This is a genomic window from Bacteroidota bacterium (genome assembly GCA_040388375.1).
Taxonomy (GTDB): Bacteria; Bacteroidota; Bacteroidia; order UKL13-3; family UKL13-3; genus JAAFJM01.
Genome location: JAZKBU010000014.1, coordinates 16504 through 39559, shown reverse-complemented (window position 1 = coordinate 39559; position 23056 = coordinate 16504). Strand labels below are relative to the sequence as shown.

Below are 23056 nucleotides of genomic sequence, written 5' to 3'. Positions count from 1 at the left end.
AATTCGGGCGATAGTAATTCGGGCTATAGGAATTCGGGCGATAGTAATTCGGGCTATAGGAATTCGGGCGATAGTAATTCGGGCTATAGGAATTCGGGCGATAGTAATTCGGGCTATAGGAATTCGGGCGATAGTAATTCGGGCTCTTGGAATTCGGGCGATAGGAATTCGGGCGATAGTAATTCGGGCTATAGGAATTCGGGCGCATTTTGCACCGAAAAAAATCCGAAAATATATCTGTTCGATTCTCTCACAGACCTAAGTGTACGAGAATGGGAAAACCACAAAGCTTGTCAAATTATGAATAACATTGATCCAACTATTTGGATTCAGTTTTCAATGATGAATGATGAAGAAAAATTAAACAATCCAAAAGCAGAAACTACGGATGGTTATTTAAAAACCATTCCAATTAAAGAGGCTTGGAAAAACGCATGGCATAATTTTACTGATGAAAATAAATTAGTATTTACAGCACTACCTAATTTTTGTCCAATTAAATTCGAGGAAATAACCGGGATTAAAATAAACTAACCCACAATGCCCTCCCTCACAATGTTAATAACTAATAAAGAATAGTTGTTAGGGTAAGGGGGAATATGTTAAATTTGTGAAATCGAGTCGAAGCGATGTTAATTCACATTATTTAAAAACCTCTATTGTAAGGGACTTCGACCCCGAACTTTAGGGGTTTTTCCTTTTAAATAATTATATGAAAATTAAAGAAAACGTTACTCTTTATATTTGTGAACATTGCAGAAAGAAGTATCAAAAAGAGAATTTTTGCATTCAGCATGAATTTGATTGTACTAAAAATCCTAAAAATTTCGCTGCTTGTCAAGGATGTGATTTTATAAAATCAACAAAAACAACTGTTTATTATGATATGTTTGATGGTGAACATTCAATAAGTTGTAACTCATTCTTTTGCGATAAATTACAAAAAGGAGTTTATCCGTATAAAGTTGTTAGGACTGGTATTTTAGACAAGCACCCTGAAACTTTCGAAGATCAAATACAAATGCCGGTTACTTGTGAATTTTTTAAACCTGAAAAATATTTTATTTAATGGCCAGACCTGAACGAAACAATGTTGACTATTTCCCTTTTATTTGTGAAGATGGGAATAAAATGTTTTACATTGAAGAAACATACGGAAATGATGGTTTTGCGACTTTCGTTAAATTACTCCGAGAACTAGCAAAAACAAATTACCATTATTTAGATTTATCTAAACCATCTACTTTAATGTTTTTGAGCGCAAAATGTAAAGTTTCTAAAGAGATTTTACAATCAATTATATCTGATTTAGTTGACTTAGGAAAATTTGACAAAGTGCTTTGGAGTGAAAATAAAATAGTGTGGTGCCAGGATTTTGTCGATAGTATCGAAGATGCTTACATTAAGAGAAAAAGTAAATGTATTACTTATCCCGATTTATTACTCCTTTTAATTAGTTTAGGGGTACGTAAACTAAGTTTATTACCACTTAAAGGTGACATTAATACACAAAGTATAGTAAAGGAAACTAAACCAAAGCAAATAAAAGAAAAGGATATTAAAAAAGAATATAAAGAAAATATTTTTTTAACAATTATTGAATATGAAAAATTAGTAAAAGAACACTCTGAAAAAACAACCTTAGATTCTATTAATTTTTTATCTGATTATAAAATAGAAAAAGGTTATACGACAAAAAGTGATTATCTCACTATAAAAAGATGGGTAATTGATGCAGTAAATAAAACAAATAATAATCAAAATGGAAACAAACAAACAAATTACCCTATCAGAAAATCAGTTGATGACAAACGAAATGAAGTCATCGATGTGGCTACTCAAGCCTTTAATCGCTTGGCAAACTTGTCCAGCCAGAACGATCAAACAAGCAATTTACTTTAAATCCCATTGTTTAGGGTTGTTATTAAAGGCCGAACAAAAAGAAGTTTTAACAGATTTGTTATTTGTAGCCATTTCAGAAACGTCTGTTTATTTCAATGTGGGAAAAAATATGACCCCTCAACAAATAAATACAACCATTGATTTAATTTTAAACGATACGGTAGCTTTAAATCTCTCATTTGAAGATTATAAGGTAATGTTTGAATTTGCAAAGAAAGGAGCTTACGGGGTAACTTTTGATCGTGTAGATGGGCAAATTATATTTAGTTGGATATACCAATATTCAACAGATAGGACAAATGAGTTTTTAAGGATTAAGGATTTTAACGAAAAACAGGCCTTAAATGTTCCTTTAAATAAATTTGATATTAATATTGAAGGGCAAAAAAAGGTAGTTGAGGCTTTAAAATCTGCAATTACATCAACTGGTTTAATTGTAAAAGAAAAACCAGTACGAGAAAAATCGACTTACGAAAAGTTAATACAACGATTTCATTTACAATTTACTAAAATAGTTTGTGGAAATAATAAACGTTCGTTAGATGACTCTTATCGTTTTATTTTTATGTATGGCCGTGAAATGAATGCAAACGAATATGTCGAATTTAAGTTAATGCAACATGACAAGGTTATGAAAATTGTATTAATTAAGAAATTATAAGACTTAATTTATGAATCCAAATAAAACAGCCCGAAAACATTTAAGAGATAAAATCAGAGAATGCGAAACTTTATCAAAGTATTGTAATCCTGAAAAGATAATCGAATTAAATATAAAAATAGAATCTTACAAAGCAGCTATTTTATTATTACCTAGAAAAAAAAGAATATATCCATGCAACCCATAAGACTAACCCAAAACCTCAAAGCATTACGGCAAAGAAGCGGATTAACTCAGGAGAAGTTATGCGATAAGATTAAAAAGAAAACCGGTTACACTCCATTAAGAACTACATACAGCCACCATGAACGAGGATATAACGACCCCTCTATTTTATGGCTAACTATTTACGCTAGTTTTTATGGGGTTAGTGTTGATGAGTTGTTGCATTTTGAATTTAAATTAATATAAAATGGATGAATTAGAATTTGATAAGATTAAGTTTAATAAAAACACATTAATAAATTATACTTATACCGATAAATATCCACCAATATTATGTAGCGTTTCGTATGTTAATTTTACTGAAATAATACTGGAACTTATTCCTATTGACGACCCATATCATAGAAGCGAAAAGTTTGTAGCAAACATTAAGCATTGTGCAATTTATAAAAAAGATACTAAAAAAATAATTAATTTAAGATAAATAAAATGAAAAAAGAACCTAAAAGATACGAGATTGAAACAATTGAACAGTTGGTAAATATTTCAACTACTGAAAATTATGAAAGATTAGGAATAGATTTTTTACTGTGGCTAAATCATATTAATCAAACTTTTGCTAAATTAAAAGAACGTCCCGAATATAAAGATAAGTTAAATTCTGATATTGCAAAAGTTAAGTTTATTTGGATTGATGACGGCAAAAACGAATTAAAAAATATTCAATTAAGAAATACAACAACTGGAGAAGTGAAAAATATTAAACCTAAAAAGAAAAGTTAACTAACTTTATCCCCCTAACCCCCAACAACTTACGAAATTTAATGGGTTGAAGTGAGGATAAAGTTTGCGTAATTAATAAAGTTTACATAATTTTACAGAAAATTAATAATATGAAAAAACAAATATCATTTAGAATTATAGAATTACCAACACATCAGGTACTTGTATCAAAAGATTTCGATCAAGACGAAAACGATAAACCTTTATTGGTTTTAACGTTTAATTTAGACGGGTTAATAATGAGTGTAAAAATGGGTTACGATAATGAAACGGATAGAGATAAGTATTTTGACACTATTAGCGAAGAGACAGCTCAAACATTTTTAAACGATTTTATTAAATTAACTAAATAAAATATATGGCCAGACCACCAAAATATCCTGAAGAAAGTATGACTATGTCGTATAGAATGCCAGTAAGTAAGTTCAATGAAATAGATAAAAAATTTAAGGATATTCTCAAAAAATACCAAGTCAAGAAAGTTAAACCAGTTAAAAAGTAAGGGGATGGCTAAGCGTTATGGGGGGGGGTAAACAAGTGGATTTAATAGATAGTATTTTTGAGATACAACGAGAAAAAACTAAATTATTCGATTCTGTTATTTGCACTAAAACTGTTCAGAAAGATGTAATTTATTTTAAAGAACTACCTATAACGTTTTGTCGTCAATATAAAAAAGCAAAGGATAAAAAATATATGTTGTTTTATGAAGTTAAATATAATAGGTGGTTGGTATCTGTAAATAATAAGTTTAAAAAGTTTTCTCGTTTAATTAAAGATTTTTCAGCATAATGTGTGAAACTAAAAAATGTAACCGTAAACCAAAACAAGGAAAGTATTGCTATACGTGTATAAAGAGAAAGTATAAAGCAAAACACCCTGAAAGATATGCTTATTCGGTTACTAAAAATAACGCAAAGCGTAGAGGTAAACCGTTCACTATTTCATTTGAATACTTTTTAAAATTTTGCGTAAAGACAAATTACATTGCCGGCAAAGGAATAACAAAACACGGATTGCACATTGACAGAATAAAAGAACATTTAGGATATGTTCCTGGCAATATTCAGGCTAAAGAAAATACAGATAATATTAAAAAGTACCTCACTTATAATTATGACAAATACGGTAAACCGTTTGATTATAAAATTTACAAATCACTCATTGTAAATAACGACAACGATCCATTTTAAACCCACAACTAAACCTATTCTAACATGAAAACATACACTTTTATTCTATCAGAAAACGACAATATAAAAATATCAATTAAGGCAATTGATGAGAATGAGGCTAATGCACTACTTGACATTGTAGTTAAGTACTCAAAAGAATGGGAATTAAAAAGTATAATTTAAACTAAAAAATAATAACGAGATGAAGGAAAGTGAATTAATATTTATGGGATTTAAAAAGTATGTTTTAGATGATTACTATTGGTATGAGCTACTATTTGAAAATCATAGATTTATTTCAAATGATAATAGTTTTAATGAAGGAAAGGACGAATGGCATTTAGCGTATGAAAATACTAGTCAAATAGATGATATTATTTGGCTTGATAATAAAATAAATACATCAAAGAAATTTATGGATTTTTTCACAATTGTAACAGATAAATTGTTTTCAATCAACGGAAAGCATACATTAATTAACCACCTAAAAAACTAACAGTAAGAATGGAAAAGATAAAAAAATTAGTTGAGTTACAAAAAGAAACATCAGGAGCAACCTTTACACTAGGATTTTCAACAACAAGGCAAAAATATTACATTCAATTTAATAATAAATCAATGAGAATCGAATCAGAAGATTTAGAAAAAACAGTTGATTTAGCTATTAATTTTGTTTTAAGTTTAAGAAAAGAAGTTGCTATTAATCAGAAATTTACTTTACATTAAGTGGAAAATGGAATAACTGCCGATGAGTTTAATGCATCATTTAATTTTATAAAAGAATTAGAAAAATATGAAAAATTAAAAGAAATAGAACCTAATAACTTTTCGCATCAACTAACAATTAATAGCCTAAAATCTATAAATATAAAATTAGAAAATATAATGAATATAACTGAAAAAGTTAATGAATTAATTGATTTACATTATAGATGTGAAAATCCTATTGCATCACAATTAGATGAATCAGTTTATGTTAATGAAAAAATAATAGCAATAGAACACTCGTTAATTACAGTTAGTATATTTTTAGATTTTATGAATAATCCATTTTCAGTACAATATGGCTTTTGGTTAAATGTAAAAAAAGAATTAAATAATGAATTAGATAAATTTAAAAACAAATAAAATGAAAAATAGAGAAGTACCACGAGAAATAGAATTATTTGCAATTAAACATATTACTTCAAGACCAGAAGATCATGCAAGTTATTACGCTTGTAGTGTATGGATAAGAAAAAAACGCAAAAAATTCGCAAATGAAATAATGGATTTATTTGAACACATAAAAGACAAAACGGATAACTTTAAACAACCCACCCCTTAACTTTAATTTATAACCCAATGAAACAAATACTAAATATGACAAAGCGAGAACAAGTAATAAGACCAGAATTAGGAATGAGAGTATTCCACGAAACCATTTATAAAGGTAAGGAGTCAATGGAAATTATCGGAATACGCAAAAATGAATTAGAGCTTCAAGGAGACTATTCAGGAGGGACTAATAATGTATGTCAATCGTCTTGGATGCCTTTGATTGGTACATTTCAAGTTAGAAAAGTTTGTGAAGAAACATTAAAGCCTAATGGATGCCAATTACACAACATTCATTGCGCTTCACCAAATTGTCAAAGCGTTGTAGATTATGAAGATTAACCCCCAATTGTAGTAGTAATTAATTTAAGGAAAGAAAAGAGATGAGAAAAAAAGACATAAAAAAAGTTCAGAAATTAAAAAGAGAGTTAAAAGAACTTGAAGATTTAGCCTATAAAAGAGACGGAATGTATTCTCATAACGAAAGGTTTAATACGAGATATTTTTCAAAGGCTAATGAATTAAAACTACTAACCAAAACCCCCTAACGCATGAAAAACGAACTAACAGATAAAGAGCAAAGGCTTTTAGCTGAACAAATATTAAAAGATTTATATTGGAATCATTGCACTCAAGATATTTCAAAAGAAGCAATAGAAAGTGAAAATGTTTACTTGATTGATGCTATGATTGAGTTTAGCAAACAATACCACCAACCCGATAACAAGTCGGTGGATTTAGACGGAAACGAATTAAAAGTTGGTGACGAAATGGTTGATACAACTGGCGAAATTTGCGGCATAATAGAATTGAAAAATAATAGATTAATATTATCTCAAGGACAAGATTGTTTAAATAGAGATAAATTTGATTATTTAGAAGATGTTATAAAAGTAGGGTACAAGTTATACATTCAATCCACTCCAAAAGCAATTAGTGATGGGGTTGAGTTTGCTAAATGGATTAACACTACTTATTTCCCTCACGAAACGAAACCAGATGTGTGGATTAGATTTTCTAACATAAATGAAAAATATGATTCATTTCAGCTTTATCAACTATTTTTAAATAAATAACCGAACTTTTCAAACAATTTAAAACCGACACGAAATGAGTAAGATGAAAATAGAAGAGATTGAAGCAATAATAGACAAGCATGTTGATTGTAGTCATAATACTGTTTATGGTCAAAATGACGCTGCTAAAGAAATATTTGAAGGCTTCCAATCCTGCCAAGAGTTGAATGAGAAAGAGATAACGGAACTTAAGCTTCAACTGAAAGAGTCTATTGAGCTATTAAAAAGATTTCACGCTCCAGAATATAACCATATGGCAGGAATTGATCTTGATATTACTAATTATTTAATTAAACTAAATGGCACTAGCCTTTAATGGAAAAGATGGAGAAAGTAGAATTAATTGTATTTGATTTATTTTTGTCGCCTAGTTTAAAATCAGTCCATTTATCAATTGAAAAAGTAGAAGATAATTATAGCTATCCATTTAATATAAAAATAATAGGTTTTAATATCTCCGGAAACACAATACTACAATTTTGTTTTTTTTGCAAATCAAAATCATCTGCGGTAAAATTGCACAACAAGTTAAGGTTGTTTTATAAAATAAATAATGTTTATGGTGTAGATTTTTTTAATAAAAAATGGCGAATTAATTAAAATCTATTTTAACCCTTATCCCCACCTCCAACAAAATAACTATTAATAAAGAGATATGACCGATATAGAAAACACTATTGAGAGAAAGATAAATGAATGTATTGATACAGCTAATCCTATAATGATTTATAAAGATTCAAATAAGTGCGTTTTGTATATTCCTAAATTTGCGATTCAACATTTAATAAATAAAATCAATAGATTAAATTTAACTGAATTTAAAAACGAAACATTAAAATATAGAGGAATAAACGTTTTATGTGGATATGAATTAGCCATTGTTTTAGCTCACGAAGATAGTCCGTTTCATCCTGATTTAATAAATAAAATAGAGTTAAGCTAAGGAATCAATTTAGCCCCAACATTCACTCCCTCAGTTACAATAACCCCGGCAACAAAACCCTGCTTTCTGCCAACTTTTTTACCTCGTTTAAATTCGGAGGCTTTAACTTTAGGGATTGAATCGTTTAATAGGTAATTTATTTTAGTAGTATCAATTACATGCTGAGATTCTAATAAACTAACATTTTCCTGATACTCACCGATCTGATTAAAAGCATTTACAATGGTTAATAAATTAGCTTGATTTTCAGCTTCGTGTGCGCTGTCTTGCTTCAATTTAATAGAGTTGAGTATTGATAGTCTAATTTTCCCGATACTGTCTGATAGGTCATAAAGGCTATCAGAGGTAGTTTTATGTAGCCGCTTATAATAGTTTTTGCTGTTAGTGGCATTTTGAAGCATTGCCCGGTAAATTGGTACGCTATCATTTAAAACTTTTATATCGGCTTTGTTTTGAATTATCTTTGGCGTGGTTGTATCGGTTGTTTTGTAGAATGTTGGTTTCGGCTCAACTTTACCACCACAATTAAAAGTAATGCAAACGATTACAATTAGGAATGCAATTACTCCTAATGACCAAAGAATTAAATCTCGGTGCAAATGTTTGTTTTCTTTGTCGTTGTCGTTCATAATGTTTATATTTGAATCTCTGAAAAATTAAACTAATAAGAGTTTGTTATGTGAGTATTTAAAAGCCGATAACCTTGCCAATTGTAAGGCCGCCGAAGCAGACGGAAGAAAATATAGATCAAAAGCCCCTTAGTAATTCGGGGCTTTTTTATTTTATATCTTCAACTGCCTTATCAACATCCTCACCCTTTAAAATAATTTTACTCGGAGTAAAAAAGTTCTTAAGTAAATAAGCTACAAAGCCACCGATAGCAGCCATTGTTAATGCTTTCCAATTAAATACAAATATACCTGCATCTAAGCTGTTTTGAATTAATACAAGCATTGGAGTTAAAGCAGCCATTAATGAAGCCTTTGCAATGTCTAGCCAATTGATAGCGAACTGTTTTGATGTTTTGATTTGTGCCATTGTTTTGAGTTTTTAAGAGTTTATTTTATGCTATAAATTTATGTGTTAATAATCTATTTTGCCACCCTTTTAAAAACTTTTCTTTTTTAGGATTTTTCAATACAACCAAGTCATAAAAAGCTAACCGCCATTTCCATAAGGCGGCGTGAAATTTAGCCTGATCCAATGCATTAATAATAATAATTTCACGTTGTATAATTGGATTATCATTTTCCATTATGATTAAATCCTTATCGTCTATGCCATTAGCAATATCTTTAATGTCGCTAATTTGTGAAGCTCCTGAACCTATAATAAACTGAAACATTAATTCGGCAACCGATTGATTTATTATAAAATCACCACCAACCTTATCCCAATAATTCCCTTTGAAAATTCTTTTAGCATCTTCAATAGATATGTTTTTCATTACTTCAACTGTCGGTATCTGCTTAAAATAAGCATAATAGCCAGAAGCAGAAATCCCTCGATTAGTGCCAATACAAATTCCGTTAACGTAGTTGGCCGTGTCAGTTGGATCGCTCTGAAACCCTCCCTCAGCCTTAAATGTATTTGCAATTGCTTTTTCAAATGATGCCATTCTGTTTTATTTAAATAAATAATGTATTAATGTTGCAATTCCGCTACCAAAAAAACCACCAGTAACCACGCCTCCAATTACTTTGTTTTTAATCTGCTTGTTTTTTTCCATTTCAACTTCAACTTCAATCAGTCTGGTAATAATTCCTTTATGACCAATAGATTCGTTCCCGACAATGGCATCGTGAACTTCGTTTAGTTTTTTTTCTTGTTGCGGATTCATAATTCTAAGCTGCTTTTAAATATTCGTGTTCTTTATTAAAAAAATGATTGTATAGTCGCTTGTATTAATTGTCCGTATAACGTATATCCGGTACTCGTAAAATGAAGCCCGTCAGGATCATAATAAGTAGCACTTAATGCAGCAACTGGACTATTAAAATGACTATCATTTCCAGTGTCACATATTCCATCAAATGCCCCACCCGTATTAATTAAATTATTTAAATATAATCTATCTATTTCGAAATTAGCATATCCAGCCGCGGTTGTTCTTGCGGTCAATGTTAAGACTATAATCTTTGCACCTTTAGCTCTTACTAAATTTCTATACCTAATAATTTGGTTATAAACAGAGTCGGGATTTTGTAATCCTTGTAATGAATTTGTCGCTTCATTAAAAACAACAATATCATTTGGATGAATATAGGGCGCTATTTTTGTACCAAATTCAGTAATCAATTGAGCGACCGTTCTGCCTCCTAATGCGTAATAACTAATAGGTGGTTTTGTTCCGGTCATAGCCGAATAACAAGCTAACGGCGCACCGAATCCGCTAGTAGTATTGGATGTTGATCTATTAAATAAGCTATTCCCGTCAAAAACTAATTGCTTCTGAAATGAGTTAACGATAGTTCTTTGCGCAAAAGAACCAATCGAACATAATATGATAAATAACAATACTTTTTTCATTTTATTGCATTTCATAAACCATTGTAAAATTTGTGTTTTTAGACCCGGAGGTTGTAAATGTTGCTGAAACTCCTTTAAATACAGTAGCTATGTTGCTATTTGCAGCCGTTCTAATATAGCCGGTTGTTGTTGTTCCGTTGTCTGTAACTATTGCAAAACTAGGCTGCACATTTGTATTAGCGGCAGTAAAAGGTAGAGTCATAGTAAAGCCAGCGGCATTACTTGTTCCTGCGGCCGCTACAAAATAACAAGTAACCGTTTTCCCTATTACCGTATACCTTGCGGTTACAGCGCTAGGGTCTGCACTAAATCCCGTAAACGATGGTGACCATGTTAAATACGTATCGCTGTTTTTTTGATAATTTATTAACCTCCAAACTCCCGACCCTTCGCTTCGCCATATCGCAACGTCATTTGTAGAAGTTGCTACGCTTAAACTATTTGGTAAAATTATATTTGTTGACGTTGTAACTGTTAGCGTATTATCAAAAACAGTTGTTCTCATTGTGCCGGCCTGAGCCGCGTCAAAGTTTGTAATTGTAACCGTTCCTGTAATATGAACATAATTACCCGTAGCTGCTCCGATTGCTACGGTTGCAGAACTAGCAATATCAGCTCCTTTAAAATCGTTTACAGCTCCTGTATAATTTGTTGTTGACTGGGTTGTAATACCCGTTAATGTAGCTGATGAAATTGAAGGAGCTGTTAAAGTTTTATTAGTTAATGTTTGAGTTGCACTAACCGAAACATCACCTGCAGCCGTTAAATAAGTTGAATTATCATAACTGATAGTTGTGCCCGTTGCCTTTATAAAACCTGTTCCATTTATAGCGGCTTGTTTTCCATTAAATGTATTCCAATCAGTTGAGCTTAATGCACCGCTTTGACTTGTTGAACTTGGTTGAATAGTAAAAACACCCGTACTATTATTGTAGTTAATCGGACTTGTTGCTAATAAATTTGTTAAGCCAATTAATCCCGTTGTTTGAGTTGGAGTGCTTATTGTATAATTTGGGGCTGAACCGCTTATTGTAATATTTGTTGAAGCTGTTAATATTGTTGTGCTACTTGTTCCTGTTGCTGATAAAGTTGATCCCGTCAAACTTAATCCGCTACCTATATTTAAATCAGCTATGTTTTTTGAAGCATCAGAATATATTAATTTACTAGCCGTTAAATTATTTATCCTTACATTTCCGTTAACGTGTAACGCCTCAGCCGGATCAAAATTTCCACCTATTCCGACCTTGTATTTAAAACTAGCTTCATTGTTTCCGTAGGCGTTTATATCAAGTAAAGTAGTCATGTCTATTTTTTCAAATATATGCCTGTCAAAATCATAATGAGTCCGGTCTACATAATTCCTAATAACACCGCCATAACCACCTTGATTTTGAAAATACATTCCGACAAAAGTGCTTGTTAGGTTTTGGAATACCGAATGTCCCTTAACCCTAAACGATTCCGATACTCCTAAATCAGTAGTATTGCCTATTGAAACTATACCGGAACTGTCTTTAATTGTTCCGTTTATTAAGCTATTTGAACTTACAGCAACAGGTATTTTATATGTTGTTAAATTGCCGTTAATCAAAGGGTCTGTAATTCCATAACCGCTTATAGTTGTAGGCGTCCCTGTTATTTTAGACCATGCTAACGAAGATAGCCATGAGGGGTTAGTGTAGGATGATGTGCTGAATAAGTCTCCTACCGTGAATGTTGGAGTAGTCGCTCCGTATGGTTTAGATACTCCATTTATTGTGATTGAATTTGTTGTTGTTATTAATGAAGTTGTTCCAGTAATCATTGAAAATGGAATAGTGTTAGTTTGAGTAATAACTCCATTTGTTCCAGTTCCAACTCCTATAAGCACATTCCCTGGTGTTATTTTCTGTAATTGAGTTAATAAAATACCTTGTCCAAATATAGTTGAACTAATAAATACAAGTAATAATGTTATTTTTTTCATTGTTTTAATTTTAATAGTCATATGTTTCTTCGAAATCTGAACCCGTATAATCTTGGTCGAAAGTTACTAAAGTTCCAACTATTGACAAAATTATTTTACCCGCACCTATTCCGCACCTTTGACCATTTAAGTAATAATTTTGTCTTGATATCGGAGTATGAGCTAAATTTAGTGTTGTTCCTGATATTGTTGACATTAATTCAAACGGAGTAGTTAAGGCAGAAACAACCCCGCGCCACGGCAAAACTGCCAACGCGGTCACTCCATCTCCAATAACAAAGGCTGATTCATAAGGAGCTGCCCCATCTAATAAATATAAATGTTGATTTAATTCTAAAACTAATGTCGGATTAGCATTGAAAAAAGCTAAATCTTTGCCGCCTAATTGTACAATTGCCTGTGCCATTAACTTCTAAATTTTTGTAAATTATTAAATGCTTGTTTGAATTTCAACTCAACACTAGCTAATTTTGATTGTAATGGGTGCCATTGAGGCTCATAACCGCCTGTATTTATTACTTGTTTCTGAAAATAATTATCAATATTTCTGGTATTGTAATCTGTAATTAATTTTTGATCTGACATTAAAATATCAGTTCGTAAAATATCATGTTTAAATACAGGAATAGGTTTTAATTTCAATGTATATTCTGGCGTTTGTTCCAATTCCACAAACTCACTTAGTCCATTTGAATAAACAATTTCATCAGTCTTATAAGCTGAATTTACATAATGAAAAACACCATCAAATCTATGCTGGTTGTACCAATTTGCACTTAAATAATCGTTAAGTTTTTTATCGTTATCATTACGCCCAAGTAATCCGTTTGTATAGTATTCGATTCTAACCGTTCCATTTGCACGCTCTAAAGTATATTGTTTTAAGCAATATGTTTCCGATTGTTTACTGTCCGTTCCTCCAAATATAGTTGTCGCATCAAACTGTATGTAATAAGTATCTTCGCCTAGTTCGGTTAATATTTTTTTCCAATCAATTACATAGGCAACTGCAGATTCATTATATCCATTTTTCGTAACGCCTGGTATAATTTCAAAACCATAATCATAAGGAGTACCATAAGTTGAATCTCCTGTTAATGGAATTATTGTACCGTCAGATTGAACTAATGAAACAATTGCAGTATCTACAATGTCTTTATTGTACCATTTTATAAAACTATTAACGTCGTTTTTTAGTTCTTCATTTGTATTTACGTCTGCTAGTACGCGCCAAACTAAATCAGAACAACAATTTAATCGTTCGGCTGGTAAAACAATAGTAGTTTCATCGATTGGATTTGTTGGAATTAAAGTAACGTTTTGATCACCTAAATAATTACGGCCATGTATAATTGTTCCGTGCGTTCCACTTACTCCATCACCATAAATACGAGCCGTTAATTTCCATTTTAAAGTCGATAAATTCAAGCTATTAAAATCTATTTCAGTTTCAGCCGTGCAAATAGTGTCAGTTGCCGAAAAAGTTAATTTTACTTTTGTTTCCCCAGTTAATGGTATAAAAAATGTATCAGAATCGCTAACGTATTTACTGGACATTCGACGTTTTCCGTTAACGCCACCAGCTCCAATGCCACCTTCAAAAACTTCAATACCAATTACAACAACGGTATCGGTTGGATCAAATGCATCAACTGTATTTCGAAATATAGCTTGTACTAATGTGCTTTTGTAACCTAAAATATATTTATTTCCTGATCCGTCAATTAATTGAGTAGCGCCATCATATGTATCTATTTGACCTATTGTATTTTCACCCGCCAAATTTCTATCATAAATTGGAAAATTAACCTTATCGAGATAAATTTGAGGCACCGAATTTATTTTAGTGTGTAATTCAAAACGATATTGCATTGTGTAATTGCCACCTGTGTAATGCTGCCAATCTTCATTTAATCCGTTGTTTGGTTGTGCACTATTGAAAAAATTAGAAGATACCGTGGATAATGCCTCCCAATATTCCCAACGATTTAAGAACGGATATGCAAATTCATAAGAGGATAAGCCTATCCCTAATGCTTGTCTTGCAACAATATTTTTTCTTATTTCGTTTGCTGGTACATGTATAATCGGTTTCGCTTGTACAATATTTAAAAATGGATAGTTTAAAAAATTACCAGGTGGGGCTAAAACAGTTTTTTGCTCAACTATAAATTCAGCATAAGTAACTGTATTTATTACGACTATTTTAGCTATAAATTTTACAAAATCAATAGTGTTAATTAACGGGGACGGCTTAACTATTGTCATCGACGTATAACCCACTAATTCATCTTCAGTAAATTTTTGTCTATCAGTATATGTATCGGTATAATTCGCAACGTCATGAGGTATTAATTTGCTTGACATTGCAATTAAATCCGGGAATAATGTCTGATAATAAATTTCTTTAGCGTCAACCATTAATGTTACCCGGTCACTAATAGCGCCTTGCTTTGTATGATCTTGAATAGAACACCATAACATGTAATTTGGTGAGTCGCTTTCCTCAAATACATCAATAGCTTGTTGATCAAATGTAAATGATCCAACTATTTTTATTTTATCAGCACTTACATAATACGCTTTTACATTTCTAAAAGAACTTATTTTAGGGTCTGATAAAAAGTCTCCATCTACTCCGGCCGGCGAAGTATTAACAGTCAATGTAACTGAGTCCCAAACAAAATTATGCCTCATATCTCTGGTATTTCCAGTATATTCAGTATCGTCGTTTGGAGCTTTATTTAAGTTTAATATTAATTTAGTTGATCCAGAAACAAAAGGGTTGTCTATTGGATTATTAATAAGAAAACTAAAATCGGTTGTGTATAATGGGTCAAGCAATATTCCGGGGATAGGCAAACCAGTAAATTGTACAGCATAGTTTTTATTAGAAATAAAATAATTTGTCGGATTACCGTTCCAATTTTCATCAAAATAGCCAGTATTGCCTAAAATATTTTCCTTTTGTAATGTTTGAGGATTATTCGGGTCATTTACAAAGTAACGAGCCTCATAATAAAATACAGGCTTCAAACATTTTAAATTAAAAAAATAGCTTGGTGATATTCCGGCCTGTATGTCACTCCATTGTGTATCTAACATTAATGGAGTAACAAACGTATTGTGAACTATCTCAAATTTAGAAGCGTAAACAGGCATTAACGCTAACGCAATTTCATTAACGGTTATTATCCCGATTTGATAGGGCTTTAATCCTAACATATTCATCGGTTTATTTGTCCCGCCTCCTGCTGGATTTAAATTCGTAATTGAAGCAATCTGAACACTACCATCTACTTTTGAATAAAAATTTAAAGCTTCGGCATTTTCAATAAAATTCCATTTATAAGTTAAAGCCGTTATTGGTTTCATTAACGAGATTACATACGTGTCAAGTAGTGTATTGTCAGGGTAGCCAAAACTTGAATTTAACTGTATTGCACTATTACTTAATTTATCAATAATAAAAGCTGTGCCTAAATTAGAATTTAACACATAATTATTTACTGTAACCTGATCGCCGATATTGAATTTAGAAAAATCACCTCCTACCATCCAACCGCCGCCAATTACTCCATCAGTGCTATTTATATACCATGCTTCCGATGAGCCTTGTATTTCAAAAGTCTTTACACTTATGTTTTGTGTAATTTTTACGGGATCACCAACATTTAGCAAACCCCAATTTACAGGTGTTCCATCTAATGGATTTTCAAAACTTATGCTATCTAAAAATACTGGCATTAATCAATATTAAATTCTTGTTTTAATTTATTATGAGCGTCTTTTATTTCTTCAACTTTACTAGGAACATCTGCTTTATTCATTCCGCGCGCAAACTCCATAGCTTGTTCTGGAGTCATTCCTTTTAAAGATTCCTTCATATTAGTATCTAACATGGAAACTAATCCGTTTAGCCCTTCCATTAATTTATTAACGTGTATTTTACTTTCGTTATTTTCCATCCGGTTCGCTAAAAGTTGCTTTTAAATTGTTAGTATATAAACGATTTACTCTTACATCCATTTGTGCCCATTGATTCCAAATATTCCATTTGATTGAGTCAATTAAGGCATCTTCTCCATTTGGCATAAATATACTATTATTATTTTTTACTTTTTCATAGTCATCAAAAGTAAATGGAACTTTATCGTATGAGTATTTATAGTACTGGTTTGCATTTGGCTTGTCGTCACTTGGTATAAATGAGTTTATAAAATGGAACGTGTCCCATAAGTAATGAGCGCTAAAAGCCAAATCATTTACATCATGAATTTTCGTATATTTTGGATCCTGACTTACATCAAGTATGCAAATTTTATTTACGCTAATTATATCCTTTTCTAGTTTTAGCATACCTACTCGATTTTTATATTTATTGCTAAAATCAGGCGTATCAACTGTCGGTATTTCGGGTAATTGAAAGTTTAATTTAATTCCAATTGCTGCTAATTTGCTCAATATTCCGTTAACAATTCCTATAACTGTATTTAAAACCTCAATAATAGCATTAACAGCCGTAATTACTGCCCCTGCAATTGTATTGAACAACTCTAAAAAAGTAGACATTATTTCTTCAGGCGTGGTTAATCCTGTTTTGGTTTTAGCTAATGCAAAATTTATCCTAGTTTCTTCAAAACCCTTCATTAACACCATATTCAGGTTGTTAATTCGTGGCGGCTCGGTGCACACCTGAAAAGAAGTCCCTAAATAATCCTGCATAGTATTTTTATCAACACTATCCGTTTGAAAACTTATTAAAGTATTTGCCCTAAATTCATCGGTATTTAATTCAAAATAAGGATTATAAATATCGGGTAATGTAAATTGTGGGCTTGATACAATATGATCTTCACGGTACATATAAATTACATTATCTTTTACAATTATCTTTGCTTTAAATATTTTTTTACATTCCCGGATTAAGTCGCCAAAAGTTCCTTTATAAAATCCATGTTGAGTAATTGACGGTTCGGTAAATCCTAAAATTTGTTTTTCTTTTTTATTCGGCTCGTTAAAATATTTTTCTGGAATAATATAAGCTTTATCGAATGGATCTTGATTTAAAATAGGGCTACTAAAAGTCATTCCCAAATATTCAGCTCCCTTTTCTAAGTGCTTTTTTAAGCCCATAGCTGCATGATATTTTACTGGCTGAATGATTAATAAAACAACCGCTTTAACTAGCTTAATCAAAGCTATGATAAGTAAAATCAGGTAAATAATATAAAGTATCAGTTTGATATATGTTGAAAAAACATAATAAACCGGCATATCGGAAACAAATTCAATTAATTTTTGTATAACCTCTTTTATTTCCTTTACCATGACGTATACGCCAACAACAGAAACGCAAGCCTCTACATAATTTGGTACCGAGTTTAAAACATACGGTACCCATATAAAATCCGTATCAGTAATTCGGCCATTATCATATAAAAATTGATAACTAAATCCGTCTGCTTTATCATTAAATGAATCAATGCCATTTTCTTCAACCGCCCGAACAGTACAACGGTTTTTAGATAATTTACCTTGCTGAGTTAAATCTAAATAGCCTTTAAATGGCACTTCTATAACTCCATTTCTTGCAACTTCAATTCTAAATGGAATGCCTTCAAATACTCCTACTCCGGTAGTTAGTCCTTTGATAATCCATTCATTTATAATGTCCGAATTTTCACGCACGAACTCAAAATCAGTTATTGAAACTTGGCTTGTCACATTTTCTTTATCCTTATCGAAATTCAATTCCAATCCAAGTTCTTTCCAGTTTTTAGGAGGAAATTTTGTATAAGTTTCGTTTAGATAAAAATTAATTTTAGTAGCCATATTATATTCTCGGACGTTTTAATATTTGTCGTTTAACTGATTTATTATTATTTGCAATAGTTTCGGTAACAAACTCATAACCATTAAATGAATAGTTTGAAGTAGGACGGTCTTTTATAATAGTTTGGAGTGTTTGGATTTCTTTATTCATGTTTGCCATTTGGTGCAATAACGCAGAATCATGTACATTCTTTGCAAAGTCCGTATTTTGTACAACCGCATATTTTACGTTATCTAATAATCCGTTATTACTTTTATACGCCAGATCCGCTAATGCTTCATTTGATAAATTACCAATCTTTTTATTTTGCTCCGGGTTTAAAATACGCTCATCACCATCAAATTTTGCGATATATCCATCCTGATCATTACTAAATTTATTCTTTGCAAATTGCTTATCCTTACCAACGTTTTCGGTACCATCAATAAAGGCAGCACTAACCGCCTCCGCTAATACTGTATCTCTTAACGCTTTTTGTAAGGCGGTATTTGGGTCTTTCTCAGCATAACTCGCAAATAGTTTAAAGAATGCCAATGCCTTTTGTCGTTTTATTTCAGCTTGTTTTTCTTTCTCTTTTTCTTGTTGAATTTTAATTTTATTCGCCTCTTCTTCAGCTAATGTATTTTTTGCTCCTTTTTCTGCTAATCTTCTTTGGGTTGCAATGTTTTGATCAGCATCTTTTAACTGATTGTCGTACCCTTCAATCCGCTTTCTGCTTTTTTCTGCCTCAGCTTTTGCAACGGCATCAATTAATTGCTGTTCAAATTCTAAGGCCTGATTTAAAGCTATTTTTTGATTGGCTTTTATTTTATCCTGAGCCGCTACACTTTCCTTTTCAATTGCAATATTAGCCTCATTTTGAATAGCAAGTTTTTCAGCTTCATTATCGGTTATTGCTTTTTTCTCGTCAGCATGCGCTTGTATTAATGCTACTTTTTTTGCAGATATTGCACGTTCTTTGTTGTTTATTTCCTGTAAATCAAATCCGTCTAATTTCTTTTGACGCTCATTGTAATCTTTTTCAAGTATTTCAATTTCTGCTTTTGCGTTGTCATCTTGTATTTTTAATCGGGCTGATTGGGTTTTTTGAGCATTAATTTTATTAAGCTCATTTTGTTTATCGTAAAATTCCTTATCAATGGCTAATAATTCGTTATTTGCCTTAATAGTGCTTAATCTTATTAATTCATCCTGTTCAGATTTCGGTATATTTTCGGCTTTAATTTTTGCAATTTTCTGTAAATGGTCAGTTTCAATTTTGCCCAAATCAATAGATAATTGTTTAGCTCCTGCGGTAGTTTTTTTACTATTTTTTTCTGCTAAATCAAGTGATATTCCGTAATTTTTCTCTTCAACTTTTAACTTTTGATCAGTGATCATGTTTTCTAATTCAATTTGAGATAAAATTTTATCCCTATTGAAAATAGCTTGCTGCTCACGGCGCCCACGTTCATCAGTCATAGCATCAATATCCAATTGGCGTATTTCATCTAAAGCGTGTTTTTGAATTATAAGTTCTTCTTTGGTTTCTTTTTCAACTAATTTTGTTTTTCCACTTCCATCACCTTCAACTTTGCGAATTAAGCCTTGTAAATTATATTTTTCATTAATAGCATCAATATCAGTCCTGGTTAATTTATTTATTTCAGCTAACCCATCTTTATATTTTTGTTGAGCTTTTAATTTTGATGCGTTATACAAATCGGTATTTACTAATTGTAAAGTAGTATTCGAATACGTTAAATCTTTTGATAATTTAAGCTCTTCCCGTAATGCTTTTAATTTTTCACGCCTTAATGTTTCAGCTCCCTTTAATTCTTTATTCCTAGCACCTTCATTTTTAATCTGATCACCTTGTAATTTAGTTAACAATCCCATTTGTACCTTTAAATCAACTTTTAAATTGTTTATTTCTTCACGGGTTGCATTTATACTTTTATTGAATGAATTATTGGCTTCAGTAATGGACTTTAAAGCCTCATCACCTTTAAATAATGCAACCGTCCATTCTACTATTTCTTTACCGTATAATGTCAACAATGTGACTCCGATTGATAAAATACTACCAACCGAAAAGACGGCACTACCTAATTGTTTTAAAACACTAACTCCTTGTTTTCCTTCAGCAACTAAAGCCTCATTCGCTTCTCTTATTTTCTGTATCTGATCAAAAAATATTGGTAAGTTATTTGATATCGCTAAAAATCCTGTTTGAGCCGAAACCGCAAAAGCCGGAAACTCCCGGGTTAATTGATTTACCGAGTTTCCTAATCCATCAAAGCCACTTTTATAATTTCCTACATTTCTTTGGAAACGTCCAGCACCCTGTTCTGCCTTATCTAATTCTAAACGTAAAGCGGCTGCTTCATCTTTTATACCTCTAAAAACTTTACCACTTTCCCGGCCACGAACCGCTAACTCTATTTGTGAGCGCGATAAATCGTTATATTTTTTTCTTAAAACATCATAAACAGACGTTAATTGATTTACTGATTTACCTTCATTTTGTAATGCTTTTGCAAATTCAGCCTCAGTTTTTAATTGCTGAGATAATTCTTTATTTGCAATGTTTCTTAATTTTGAACGTTCAGCCTCAACTGTTATTTCAGATTTTTTTATCGCATTTAATTGCAATATTTCTTTATTGACCGCCTGCCTTAAAACTATTTCATCCTTTAAATCTTTTGAATTATTAAATTTTACAACCGAAATCGCATCACGAGAAACCTTTAAATTATCTTCAGATACTTTTCGTAATTCTTTAAATACAGAAACTAATTCATTAGCTTTTGCCAATGCTTCAACCAAAAACGCCGGATCAATGACTTCGTTACTTTGTATCGGTTTCTCTGCCATTATCTTCTTTTATTGCTTGTAAATACTCGTAATATTCTTTTACACTTGTTGTACGCTCGTTAATCTTGAATCCTAAATACTTTTCAATCGCTACTTTTGCCGTATTTCCTTTGGTTTCTTTAACAACCATTAATTTAGCTAAATCCAATTCTTTTATACTGATAAACATTTGATGTGAGCGATCATTAGTTAATGTCATATCAACTTTATGTACTAATATTTGATTTTGCAGTTCTAAAATATCCCGTAAATTCTCACTTATTCCAAAAGTATCAATGTACTGAGCATACATATTACCAAAAGCCTCCATGCACTCATTTGTTTGCTTGTCGTTGCATTCTTTTTGCTTAACTAAACAATAAGTGTAGTCTTTTAAATCAATGCATTTAAACCAATTGAAAATAGGAAAATCGCTTATGTCGGTATAAAGTTCCACGTTACCTGGTTAATAGTTTTTTTCTAATGTATGGTATTAAAATATCTTTGGCTTTTTCTCTTAAAATACTTAAACTTTTTTCTGTTAATCCTAAAATATTAGCGCCCCATTCACTTACTAAATCCGTTGTATCTTTTAGAGTATTTGCGCTAATTACAAATTCAGTCCCTCTTAAAAAAACCTCAAATGACTGATAAAATTGACCAGTATCAAATAAAGTAATGTGATCATATGGTAATCCTTTTGCTTTTTTACCTTTGTATTGACTCGTTCCCTCTATTGTATTTGGGCTATAATTACCTCCAATATCAGACAATAAGCGACCGGTACTATCAATCCCTTCGTCAAATAATTGTTTACGTGTGTTTAATTCAATGATTAAATCCGTAAATTCTTTATTCGATGCCAGAACTTTTAATAATCCGCTTATTTTTAGGCTCTTTAACCTCTCCGCTAGTTGTACTATTACTTTCATTTTCTAACTTAGCTTTATTAGCATTACATTGACAAACTTGATCCCACAAAATATTAATGTCATGAGCCACTTTGCCCTTAAAATCTTCAATAAATTGTTCCTTTGTTTTATCCTTATATCCTTCCGGATTAATAGATACGTTTCCTGATTGTACCATAATTTTATTTTCTATAAAGTGTTAATGTTGTTGGTGCTGTTACTACTGCTAAAAATGTCCCTGAACTAAAACCAACCGTATCTTTTCCAACTATTGTAACGCCTACCCCCGGCGCTAATGTCATTACAAAATTTGCCGTTTGAACAAATACAACTTCAAATGAGGTGCCCACTTGGTATGACGTTAATAATGCAATAATAGCCACGGCGGTTGGTGTTGTTTTTGCTCTATCGGCCGTACTGGCCAACGTAAATATTTTTTTAGTCACAAAATCGGATGCCGTTAAAGTTTCTGTAGCATCAGTCATGGCAAATGCAGTATTAGTCGCCATTTTACTTGGAATAACTGCGGCATCACCTAATTTTAAAGCTGTAACCGATCCGTTAGCCAATCCATTAGCATTTAATTGACCATTGGTATAACCGGATTGCCGATCCATTGATTCCTGTTCCCAAACCGTTAAACTAGTGGCCACAAATGTAATTCGATCACCGGCAACCGTTACAATATTTGCAGCGCCAAATAACACCAATCCAACGCTATGAGTTAATGTTAATGCATCGACAAAAATACAAGTTCTTTTAACTCCAATCTGTGGCGGTGTTCCTAAACTTGATATTGGGGTTGTTCCTAAAATATAAATAGTATTCCCATCAGATGCCCCTAAATCAATAGTTGCAGCCGAATTAATGGCGGTTCCTAACGCAAAATCAACTTGTTTTGTAAACGTTCCTTTTTCTACTGAAATATCACTCATTTTATTTTGTATTAAAAAA

36 protein-coding genes and 1 pseudogene are annotated in these 23056 nt (G+C 31.6%); 22 read left to right on the top strand and 15 right to left on the bottom strand.

Annotated features, from left to right (window positions below; genetic code table 11):
- The 22 genes and pseudogenes from V4538_15765 to V4538_15660 all read left to right on the top strand — a co-directional run.
- A partial coding sequence (locus tag V4538_15765) for a hypothetical protein (GenBank protein MES2382504.1) occupies positions 1–534 on the top strand: 534 nt, incomplete at its 5' end.
- A gap of 178 nt (positions 535–712) precedes the next feature.
- Positions 713–1069 carry a hypothetical protein gene (locus V4538_15760; GenBank protein MES2382503.1) on the top strand — a complete coding sequence of 119 codons (357 nt, stop codon included), beginning with the start codon at positions 713–715 and terminating at the stop codon, positions 1067–1069.
- Positions 1069–1362 (top strand): annotated as a pseudogene (locus tag V4538_15755) (DUF4373 domain-containing protein). The gene V4538_15760 and the pseudogene V4538_15755 overlap by 1 nt, the downstream one beginning before the upstream one ends.
- 400 nt (positions 1363–1762) lie before the next feature.
- Positions 1763–2563 (top strand): hypothetical protein, encoded by an 801-nt coding sequence (locus tag V4538_15750; protein ID MES2382502.1) that lies wholly within the window; start codon positions 1763–1765, stop codon positions 2561–2563.
- Between the two features lie 10 nt (positions 2564–2573).
- Positions 2574–2750, top strand: a complete 177-nt coding sequence (locus V4538_15745; protein ID MES2382501.1) for a hypothetical protein — start codon at positions 2574–2576, stop codon at positions 2748–2750.
- On the top strand, positions 2738–2974 hold the full coding sequence (locus tag V4538_15740) for a helix-turn-helix transcriptional regulator (GenBank protein MES2382500.1): 237 nt from the start codon (positions 2738–2740) through the stop codon (positions 2972–2974). Before V4538_15745 ends, V4538_15740 begins: the two co-directional genes overlap by 13 nt.
- Before the next feature lies 1 nt (position 2975).
- Positions 2976–3212 (top strand): hypothetical protein, encoded by a 237-nt coding sequence (locus V4538_15735; protein ID MES2382499.1) that lies wholly within the window; start codon positions 2976–2978, stop codon positions 3210–3212.
- Positions 3213–3217: 5 nt separating this feature from the next.
- Positions 3218–3511, top strand: coding sequence for a hypothetical protein (locus V4538_15730; protein ID MES2382498.1), 294 nt, complete (start codon positions 3218–3220; stop codon positions 3509–3511).
- A gap of 110 nt (positions 3512–3621) precedes the next feature.
- Positions 3622–3864, top strand: a complete 243-nt coding sequence (locus tag V4538_15725; GenBank protein ID MES2382497.1) for a hypothetical protein — start codon at positions 3622–3624, stop codon at positions 3862–3864.
- Positions 3865–4048: 184 nt separating this feature from the next.
- Positions 4049–4303, top strand: coding sequence for a hypothetical protein (locus V4538_15720; protein MES2382496.1), 255 nt, complete (start codon positions 4049–4051; stop codon positions 4301–4303).
- On the top strand, positions 4303–4704 hold the full coding sequence (locus V4538_15715) for a hypothetical protein (protein MES2382495.1): 402 nt from the start codon (positions 4303–4305) through the stop codon (positions 4702–4704). Before V4538_15720 ends, V4538_15715 begins: the two co-directional genes overlap by 1 nt.
- A gap of 24 nt (positions 4705–4728) precedes the next feature.
- Positions 4729–4869, top strand: a complete 141-nt coding sequence (locus V4538_15710) for a hypothetical protein (GenBank protein ID MES2382494.1) — start codon at positions 4729–4731, stop codon at positions 4867–4869.
- Positions 4870–4888: 19 nt separating this feature from the next.
- Positions 4889–5182 (top strand): hypothetical protein, encoded by a 294-nt coding sequence (locus V4538_15705; protein ID MES2382493.1) that lies wholly within the window; start codon positions 4889–4891, stop codon positions 5180–5182.
- Positions 5183–5190: 8 nt separating this feature from the next.
- Entirely contained in the window at positions 5191–5412 is a 222-nt protein-coding gene (locus V4538_15700) for a hypothetical protein (protein MES2382492.1), read from the top strand.
- On the top strand, positions 5413–5814 hold the full coding sequence (locus V4538_15695) for a hypothetical protein (protein MES2382491.1): 402 nt from the start codon (positions 5413–5415) through the stop codon (positions 5812–5814).
- A 1-nt stretch (position 5815) separates the two neighbouring features.
- The gene (locus tag V4538_15690; GenBank protein MES2382490.1) at positions 5816–6013 is read left to right on the top strand and encodes a hypothetical protein; all 198 of its coding nucleotides are present in this window, start codon (positions 5816–5818) and stop codon (positions 6011–6013) included.
- A gap of 17 nt (positions 6014–6030) precedes the next feature.
- Positions 6031–6345 (top strand): hypothetical protein, encoded by a 315-nt coding sequence (locus V4538_15685; protein ID MES2382489.1) that lies wholly within the window; start codon positions 6031–6033, stop codon positions 6343–6345.
- A 41-nt stretch (positions 6346–6386) separates the two neighbouring features.
- Positions 6387–6551 carry a hypothetical protein gene (locus V4538_15680; protein MES2382488.1) on the top strand — a complete coding sequence of 55 codons (165 nt, stop codon included), beginning with the start codon at positions 6387–6389 and terminating at the stop codon, positions 6549–6551.
- Positions 6552–6554: 3 nt separating this feature from the next.
- Entirely contained in the window at positions 6555–7079 is a 525-nt protein-coding gene (locus V4538_15675) for a hypothetical protein (protein ID MES2382487.1), read from the top strand.
- Positions 7080–7113: 34 nt separating this feature from the next.
- Positions 7114–7395 (top strand): hypothetical protein, encoded by a 282-nt coding sequence (locus V4538_15670; protein ID MES2382486.1) that lies wholly within the window; start codon positions 7114–7116, stop codon positions 7393–7395.
- Between the two features lie 8 nt (positions 7396–7403).
- A complete protein-coding gene (locus V4538_15665; protein MES2382485.1) occupies positions 7404–7679 on the top strand; it encodes a hypothetical protein in 276 nt (91 codons plus the stop codon).
- Between the two features lie 55 nt (positions 7680–7734).
- Entirely contained in the window at positions 7735–8022 is a 288-nt protein-coding gene (locus V4538_15660; protein MES2382484.1) for a hypothetical protein, read from the top strand.
- Here the strand turns inward: V4538_15660 and V4538_15655 are convergent.
- From V4538_15655 to V4538_15585, 15 genes are all read right to left on the bottom strand, one after another.
- Positions 8019–8651 carry a hypothetical protein gene (locus V4538_15655; protein ID MES2382483.1) on the bottom strand — a complete coding sequence of 211 codons (633 nt, stop codon included), beginning with the start codon at positions 8649–8651 and terminating at the stop codon, positions 8019–8021. The two genes, V4538_15660 and V4538_15655, sit on opposite strands and share 4 nt — an antisense overlap.
- Positions 8652–8799: 148 nt before the next feature.
- Complete coding sequence (locus V4538_15650; protein ID MES2382482.1) at positions 8800–9060, bottom strand: hypothetical protein; 261 nt, start codon at positions 9058–9060, stop codon at positions 8800–8802.
- Positions 9061–9085: 25 nt separating this feature from the next.
- Positions 9086–9640, bottom strand: coding sequence for a glycosyl hydrolase 108 family protein (locus V4538_15645; protein MES2382481.1), 555 nt, complete (start codon positions 9638–9640; stop codon positions 9086–9088).
- A 6-nt stretch (positions 9641–9646) separates the two neighbouring features.
- Complete coding sequence (locus tag V4538_15640) at positions 9647–9862, bottom strand: hypothetical protein (GenBank protein MES2382480.1); 216 nt, start codon at positions 9860–9862, stop codon at positions 9647–9649.
- Between the two features lie 35 nt (positions 9863–9897).
- The gene (locus tag V4538_15635; GenBank protein MES2382479.1) at positions 9898–10551 is read right to left on the bottom strand and encodes a GDSL-type esterase/lipase family protein; all 654 of its coding nucleotides are present in this window, start codon (positions 10549–10551) and stop codon (positions 9898–9900) included.
- A 1-nt stretch (position 10552) separates the two neighbouring features.
- On the bottom strand, positions 10553–12520 hold the full coding sequence (locus V4538_15630) for a hypothetical protein (protein ID MES2382478.1): 1968 nt from the start codon (positions 12518–12520) through the stop codon (positions 10553–10555).
- A 10-nt stretch (positions 12521–12530) separates the two neighbouring features.
- The gene (locus V4538_15625; protein MES2382477.1) at positions 12531–12926 is read right to left on the bottom strand and encodes a hypothetical protein; all 396 of its coding nucleotides are present in this window, start codon (positions 12924–12926) and stop codon (positions 12531–12533) included.
- Positions 12926–16267 (bottom strand): hypothetical protein, encoded by a 3342-nt coding sequence (locus V4538_15620; protein MES2382476.1) that lies wholly within the window; start codon positions 16265–16267, stop codon positions 12926–12928. Before V4538_15620 ends, V4538_15625 begins: the two co-directional genes overlap by 1 nt.
- Positions 16267–16488 carry a hypothetical protein gene (locus V4538_15615; protein ID MES2382475.1) on the bottom strand — a complete coding sequence of 74 codons (222 nt, stop codon included), beginning with the start codon at positions 16486–16488 and terminating at the stop codon, positions 16267–16269. Before V4538_15615 ends, V4538_15620 begins: the two co-directional genes overlap by 1 nt.
- Entirely contained in the window at positions 16478–18355 is a 1878-nt protein-coding gene (locus V4538_15610) for a hypothetical protein (GenBank protein ID MES2382474.1), read from the bottom strand. Before V4538_15610 ends, V4538_15615 begins: the two co-directional genes overlap by 11 nt.
- 1 nt (position 18356) lies before the next feature.
- Entirely contained in the window at positions 18357–21212 is a 2856-nt protein-coding gene (locus tag V4538_15605; GenBank protein ID MES2382473.1) for a hypothetical protein, read from the bottom strand.
- Positions 21187–21648, bottom strand: a complete 462-nt coding sequence (locus V4538_15600; GenBank protein ID MES2382472.1) for a hypothetical protein — start codon at positions 21646–21648, stop codon at positions 21187–21189. Before V4538_15600 ends, V4538_15605 begins: the two co-directional genes overlap by 26 nt.
- A 1-nt stretch (position 21649) precedes the next feature.
- Positions 21650–22123, bottom strand: a complete 474-nt coding sequence (locus V4538_15595; protein ID MES2382471.1) for a hypothetical protein — start codon at positions 22121–22123, stop codon at positions 21650–21652.
- Positions 22044–22280 (bottom strand): hypothetical protein, encoded by a 237-nt coding sequence (locus tag V4538_15590; protein MES2382470.1) that lies wholly within the window; start codon positions 22278–22280, stop codon positions 22044–22046. The genes V4538_15595 and V4538_15590 overlap by 80 nt, the downstream gene beginning before the upstream one ends.
- A gap of 4 nt (positions 22281–22284) precedes the next feature.
- Complete coding sequence (locus tag V4538_15585; GenBank protein MES2382469.1) at positions 22285–23037, bottom strand: hypothetical protein; 753 nt, start codon at positions 23035–23037, stop codon at positions 22285–22287.
- Positions 23038–23056 lie beyond the last annotated feature (19 nt).